The organism is Acidimicrobiales bacterium (assembly GCA_036399815.1).
Taxonomy (GTDB): domain Bacteria; phylum Actinomycetota; class Acidimicrobiia; order Acidimicrobiales; family DASWMK01; genus DASWMK01.
The window spans coordinates 1-5,836 of the sequence record DASWMK010000186.1; the positions used below are offsets into that span (position 1 = coordinate 1).

Here is a 5,836-nt window from a genome sequence, read left to right on the forward strand (position 1 = left end):
GGTCGAGGGCCGTGCTGCTGGCCAGCGCGGCCGTCGCCCACGCCGGCCTGTCGTTGGGCTGGGGGGCCGTCCTCGCCGCCGCCCTGCCCCGGCGCCGCCCGGCCGCCTGGGGCGCACTCGCCGGGCTGGCCATCGCCGGGCTGGACCTCGGCACCGTCGGCCGCCGGCGCCCCGCCAGCCGGGCCCTGCCGACGGTCCCCCAGGTGGCCGACCACGTCGCCTACGGGGCGGCCGTCGGCGCCGTCCTGGCCGCCCGGCGATAGCCGGCGGGGGTGGTGACAGGTTGACAACCGCTGTTACCCTGTCACCCATGACGGCCGAGGCCACGCGGGACGCCATCGTGGACGCGGCGTACGCCGTGATCGCGTCCGACGGCATGGCCCGGCTGTCGATGAGCGAGGTGGCCAGGCGGGCCGGCGTGTCCCGCCAGACGCTCTACCGGCACTTCCCGAGCCGCCAGGAGCTGCTCACCGCGGTGGTGCTGCGCGAGCACCGGTCGTTCCAGGTCCGCATCCAGGGCGCGGCCGCCCGCCACCGCACCCTACGGGGTGCGGTCGAGGCGTTCGCCGCCGAGGTGCTGCGCACGGCCAGGGAGCACCCGCTGTTCGACCGGCTGCTGCGCACCGAGCCGGAGTCGCTGCTGCCGTTCCTGACCGGCACGGGCAGCACCCTGCTCCCCGAGGTCGAGCCGGTGCTGGTCGAGCTGATCACCGACCGGCTCCCGCACCTCTCGCCCGTGCGGGTCGAGCGCACCGCGGACGCACTCGGCCGCCTGCTCATCAGCTATGCGATCAACCCGGGCGCGGCGTCCGTCGACGAGCTGGCCGAGGGCCTGGCCGGCGTGATCGTCGACGGGCTGAAGGACGAGCGGTGAGCGCCGCCGTCGCCGCGCCGGGACCGTCGGCGGGAACCGGCTGATCGACCCGCCGGCCGGGGGGCGGCCCGGCCGGCGGTCGGCGGCTCAACGCCGCCCTCCCGACGCGCTGCAAGGTCGCCCGGCCGCACCGGCGTCCGCCCGGAGCGGCTCCCTACGGGGACCGCCGGGCGGCGTCGTCGACCGCGCCCGCAGCGGCTCCCGACCGCGACTGCCGGTCCGCTGCCACGCGCCGGCGAGCGCGTCGGCGACCGCCCCCAGCGGCTCCCCACCGTGACCGCCGTCTGCCGTCGACCGCCGGGCGGCCCGTCGACGGCCCGCCGCCCCTCCCCACCGCGACCGTCCGTTCCCCGTCGCCGCGCCGGGCGGGCGGGTCCCCTGCCGCCCCTCCTCTCCGGACCCCCGGCCCCGTCAGGACCGGTCGACCCGGCCGAGGAACATGTCGAGCGCGGCCCGGTCGCCGAACACCTCGAGGTCGTCCGGCCGGCGGCGGCCCCAGAGCAGGAGCAGCAGGTCCGACACCGGCCCCCGGGCCGCGGCGTCGCCCTTGCCGTGGGCCCGCTCGAACGACGCCGACCCCTCCCCCGCCCGGATCAGCCACTCGCCGTCGCCGTCGGTGGCGTGCAGGTGCACGGTGACGGGCGGGCCGGCGACGTGCTCGGGCCGGCCGGGCAGGAAGTGCTGGAGGAACTCGTCGATCCCGTCGGCGGCGAGGACGGGCTCGACCGGCTCGTCCCGGCCGACGGCGGCGAGCGCGTCCCAGCAGTGCACGGCCGTCTCGTGGGCCATCCGCCGCTGGATGAACCCGACGTCCTTCCGGTCCGACCAGGTCCAGGCCGGCGCGGCCGGGTCGGCCGCCTCCAGCGCGGCGGCGAGCTCCTCGACCTGCCGGCGGAACCAGGCGACGAGCTCCCCGTCCGGCGGCCGCGGCGGCTCCTCGTACTCGTCGGGGCCGGCACCGCCGGCGATGCCCCGCCAGAACGCGTGCACCTCGCCGGTGTGCCAGACCAGGTCGGCCACCGTCCACCCCGGGCACGACCCGACCGGGCGGTCGAGCGCGCCGTCGGCGGCGTCGGCCATCCGCCGGCCGTCCCGCACCAGCGCGGCGGCGTAGTCGTGGGCGTCCATGCCGACGACCCTAACGAAGGGGTACGACACTCCCCCTGGGCACCTCCCGCGGCGCCCCGGTCACCTGGAGCACGCCGTCGCCGTCGGGGCGGACGGTCGTGTTCGTGCACCCGCCCTCCGCCTCCTGCTGGTAGGTGACGAGCGCCCGGTCGGGCGAGAGCGTGCGGCCGTCGGCCGTCGTCGCCTGGAATCCGCTCCACCGCACGACGACCGACGGGTCGTCGCAGCGGGCGAACACCTCCGACCACACCATCGGGTGGCCCAGCCGGTCGCCGGCGCAGTGGAGGCGGCGCACCTCGGTGCCGTCGACCAGCCCGGCCCACTCCCCGCCGCCCGCCGCCCGGACGGCGAGGCGCACCGGGCGCCCCGGCTCCCAGCGCCAGTCCCTCGTGTTCGGGTTGCCGGTGGCGCTCGGCAGCGGCGACGCCGTGCCCCGGAGCTCCCGGCCGCCGCGGTCGTAGCCGCCCCAGTTCACGGCCGTCGAGCCGGGGTGGCGCGGGTACCACTGGAGGCCGAGGTGGGCGCCGCCCCGCTCCCGCCCGCGCTCGAGGAACGTCGCCTGGATGGCCCAGAAGTACAGCTCGGGCACGGCCGGGGGCACGAGCACCTCGAGGGTCGCCGCCACCTCCACGAGCGGGGCGCCGGCCGGGAGCCCGCCCCAGTGCAGGTGGAACGACGACGCCCCGTTCGACGACGTCGGGTAGCCCGCGGCCGGCACGGGTGCAGCCTCGCGCGCGACCCTCGCGCCCGTGACCGCCCCCGCCGACCCGCACCTCCACGACGCCGCCGACGTCCCGCCGCCCGTCCTCCGCGAGGTGGCGCCGTCGGTGTGGGTCTGGCTCCAGCCCGACGGCAGCTGGGGGCTCAACAACCCCGCCTTCTTCGTCGGCGCGGACGCCGTCGTCGCCGTCGACACCTGCTTCACCGAGCGCCGCACCCGGGGCTTCCTCGACGCCGTCGCCTCGGTCACCGACCGGCCGGTCCGCACCCTCGTGAACACCCACCACCACGGCGACCACACCCACGGCAACTGGCTGCTCCCCGCGGCCACCGTGATCGGCCACGAGCGCTGCCGGGAGGAGGTGCTCGCCACCGGGACGGCGGCCGAGCTGCTGTTCCCGGGGGTCGAGTGGGGCGAGATCCGGGTGCGGCCACCGTTCGTGACCTTCGAGGACCGGCTGACGGTGTGGGTCGACGACCTGCGGGTCGAGCTCGTCCACGTCGGCCCGGCGCACACGACCAACGACGTGGTCGCCTGGGTGCCCGACCACCGCCTGCTGCTCGCCGGCGACCTCGTGTTCTCGGGCGGCACGCCGTTCGTCGTGATGGGCTCGGTGGCCGGCAGCCTGGCCGCCCTCGACCGGGTGCGGGCCCTCGACCCCGCCGTCGTCGTCCCCGGCCACGGCCCGGTCGGCGGCCCCGAGCTGCTGGACGACCAGGAGGCCTACCTGCGGTGGGTGCAGGAGGTGGCCGCCGACGCCGACCGCGCCGGCCTCGGGCCCCTCGACGCCGCCAGGGCCGCCGACCTCGGTCCGTTCGCCGCCTGGCACGACCCCGAGCGCCTCGTCGGCAACCTGCACCGGGCCGCCTCCGAGCGCCGGGGCGAGCCCCTCGGCACCCCGCTCGGCCTCGAGCCCCTGTTCGAGATGGTCGAGCTCAACGGCGGCCGCCCGCTGCGCTGCCTCGCCTAGCGCGCCGGAGCCGGGCCCGCTGCAGTCGGGCCCGGCCCCGGTCGCCACGGGAGGCGCGGGATGGTCAGCCGGTGTGCACGGGCGCGGCCGCCGGGGCGCGGAGGTCGACGACCCCGTCGCCGGCGGCGCCGCCCCGTTGCGCCTCGAGCTCGTCCCAGATGCGGACGTCCTTCGTCTCCCTGAGCAGCAGCGACCCGACCACGAACGTCACCATGGCGATCACGATCGGGTACCACAGGCCGGCGAAGATGCTGCCGGTCGCCGCGCAGATCGACAGGCCGATGACCGGGAGCAGGCCGCCGAAGACGCCGTTGCCGATGTGGTACGGCAGCGACATCGACGTGTAGCGGATCCTCGCCGGGAAGGCCTCGACCAGGTACGCGGCGATCGGGCCGTACACCATGGTCACGAACAGCACCTGGACGAACACCAGGGCGATGAGCGCGATCACGTTCGGGTTCGGCGCCGTGTCCTCGATGAAGACCTTGGTGCCGTTCACGATCGCCTGGGGCAGCAGCTTGATCTCACCGGTGACGCTGTTGGTCTCCGAGCCGACGCCGACGATGTGGTTGCCCGCCGCGATCTGCATGAGCTTGTAGATGGGCAGGTACGACAGCGCGGCCAGGAGGCAGCCGGTCATCATCAGCCGCTTGCGCCCGATGCGGTCGGACAGGGCGCCGAACACGACGAACATCGGCATGGCCAGCAGCAGGGCGGCCGCCACGATGATGTACGCCAGCTCGGTGTCGATCTTCAGGATCTTCTGCAGGTAGAACAGCGCGTAGAACTGGCCCGTGTACCAGACGACGCCCTGCCCGGCGGTGGCGCCGAACAGCGAGGTCAGCATCCGCTTCCAGTTCGGCCAGTTGCCGAGGCTGTCCCGCAGCGGGGTGGTCGAGGTCTTCCCCTCCTTCTTCAGGCTGGAGAAGATCGGCGACTCCTTCATCCGGATCCGGATGTAGAGCGACATCCCGACGAGCACGACCGAGAGCAGGAACGGGATCCGCCAGCCCCAGGACTCGAAGGACTCCTCGCTCATCAGCTGCTGGGTGATCAGCACCACGGCGAGCGAGATGAACAGGCCGAAGGTGGCGGTGATCTGGATGAAGCTCGTGTAGTAGCCCCGCCGTCGGTCGGGCACGTGCTCGGCCACGTAGACGGCGGCCCCCCCGTACTCGCCGCCGAGGGCGAGGCCCTGGAGCACCCGGATCAGCAGCAGCAGCGCCGGCGCGACGTAGCCGATCTTGTCGTAGGTCGGCAGGAGGCCGATCGACGCGGTCGCGCCACCCATGATGATCAGAGTGACGAGGAACGCGTACTTGCGGCCGACGAGGTCCCCGATGCGACCGAAGAAGATGGCGCCGAAGGGCCGCACCACGAAGCCCACGGCGAACGTGGACAGGTAGGCGATCAGGGCCAGCGTGTCGTTGCCCTCGGGATAGAAGCGGGGGGCGATGATCGCCGCCAGCGACCCGAAGATGTAGAAGTCGTACCACTCGATGACGGTGCCGGCCGCGGACGCGGCGATCACCTGCCAGATCTTGTAGTCCCGCTGCGCGTGCTGCTCGGCTGCGGCCAAGGACGCTCCGGCGGTCGCCATGCAGTCCCCCTTCTCTCCGACGCTCGGTTCACGAAGGTCCGCCCGGGGGACGACCGCCGCCGGGAGCGAGTGCGGCGGTCACTCCGTCCAAGGGAGCGACCGTCCCGCCGGGCCGACCTCGCTGGCGGCACGGTACGCGCGATGTGACGCCCGGCACTACGCCCTGCGGCCGGAGGTCGCCGGGCGGTGGCCGCCGTGCGCCGACCGTTCGCCGCCGTCCGCCGAGCGGACCAGCGGTCCGGTGGTCGGGACGAGCGGGCCGGCGGTCGGTCGGGAGCGCCGAACGGTCGGCCGGGGTCGACGAACGGTCGGCCCCGCCGATCGGCCGGACGTCGAGCGGCGAACGGTGCCGGCGGCGACAGGGGTCAGGCCGCCGAGCCGGGGGGCGGCGACGAACGGTCGGCCCCGCTGAGCGGGACGCCGCCGAGCGGCGAACGGTGGCTGCGGCGAGAGCGGTCGGCCGCCAAGCCGGCGGGCGGCGACGAACGGTCCGACCTACGAGCGAGCCGACGGCAAGCGACGAACGGTCGGCCCGCGGCGACG

The 5,836-nt window shown here is 75.2% G+C and carries 6 protein-coding genes; 3 read left to right on the top strand and 3 right to left on the bottom strand.

All coding sequences use genetic code 11. The features are described from left to right. Together VGB14_14085 and VGB14_14090 are read left to right on the top strand one after the other, a co-directional pair. Positions 1–263: hypothetical protein (locus VGB14_14085; protein ID HEX9994052.1), on the top strand; the 263-nt coding region annotated here is incomplete at its 5' end. Between the two features lie 47 nt (positions 264–310). Next, entirely contained in the window at positions 311–874 is a 564-nt protein-coding gene (locus VGB14_14090; GenBank protein ID HEX9994053.1) for a TetR family transcriptional regulator, read from the top strand. A 411-nt stretch (positions 875–1,285) separates the two neighbouring features. Here the strand turns inward: VGB14_14090 and VGB14_14095 are convergent, their stop codons facing one another. Both VGB14_14095 and VGB14_14100 read right to left on the bottom strand, forming a co-directional pair. Further along, positions 1,286–2,002 (bottom strand): maleylpyruvate isomerase family mycothiol-dependent enzyme, encoded by a 717-nt coding sequence (locus tag VGB14_14095; GenBank protein HEX9994054.1) that lies wholly within the window; start codon positions 2,000–2,002, stop codon positions 1,286–1,288. 10 nt (positions 2,003–2,012) lie between these two features. Beyond that, on the bottom strand, positions 2,013–2,720 hold the full coding sequence (locus VGB14_14100; protein HEX9994055.1) for a hypothetical protein: 708 nt from the start codon (positions 2,718–2,720) through the stop codon (positions 2,013–2,015). Between the two features lie 31 nt (positions 2,721–2,751). Between VGB14_14100 and VGB14_14105 the strand changes: the two genes are divergently transcribed. After that, a complete protein-coding gene (locus tag VGB14_14105; protein ID HEX9994056.1) occupies positions 2,752–3,693 on the top strand; it encodes an MBL fold metallo-hydrolase in 942 nt (313 codons plus the stop codon). 64 nt (positions 3,694–3,757) lie between these two features. Here the strand turns inward: VGB14_14105 and VGB14_14110 are convergent, their stop codons facing one another. Next, a complete protein-coding gene (locus VGB14_14110; GenBank protein ID HEX9994057.1) occupies positions 3,758–5,293 on the bottom strand; it encodes an MFS transporter in 1,536 nt (511 codons plus the stop codon). Between the last annotated feature and the right edge of the window lie 543 nt (positions 5,294–5,836).

What these genes read in the sequence shown, in the direction of transcription:
- VGB14_14110 (HEX9994057.1), bottom strand. Translation starts at nt 5,293, where the DNA reads ATGGCGACCGCCGGAGCGTCCTTGGCCGCAGCCGAGCAGCACGCGCAG.
- VGB14_14095 (HEX9994054.1), bottom strand. Translation starts at nt 2,002, where the DNA reads ATGGACGCCCACGACTACGCCGCCGCGCTGGTGCGGGACGGCCGGCGG.
- VGB14_14090 (HEX9994053.1), top strand. Translation starts at nt 311, where the DNA reads ATGACGGCCGAGGCCACGCGGGACGCCATCGTGGACGCGGCGTACGCC.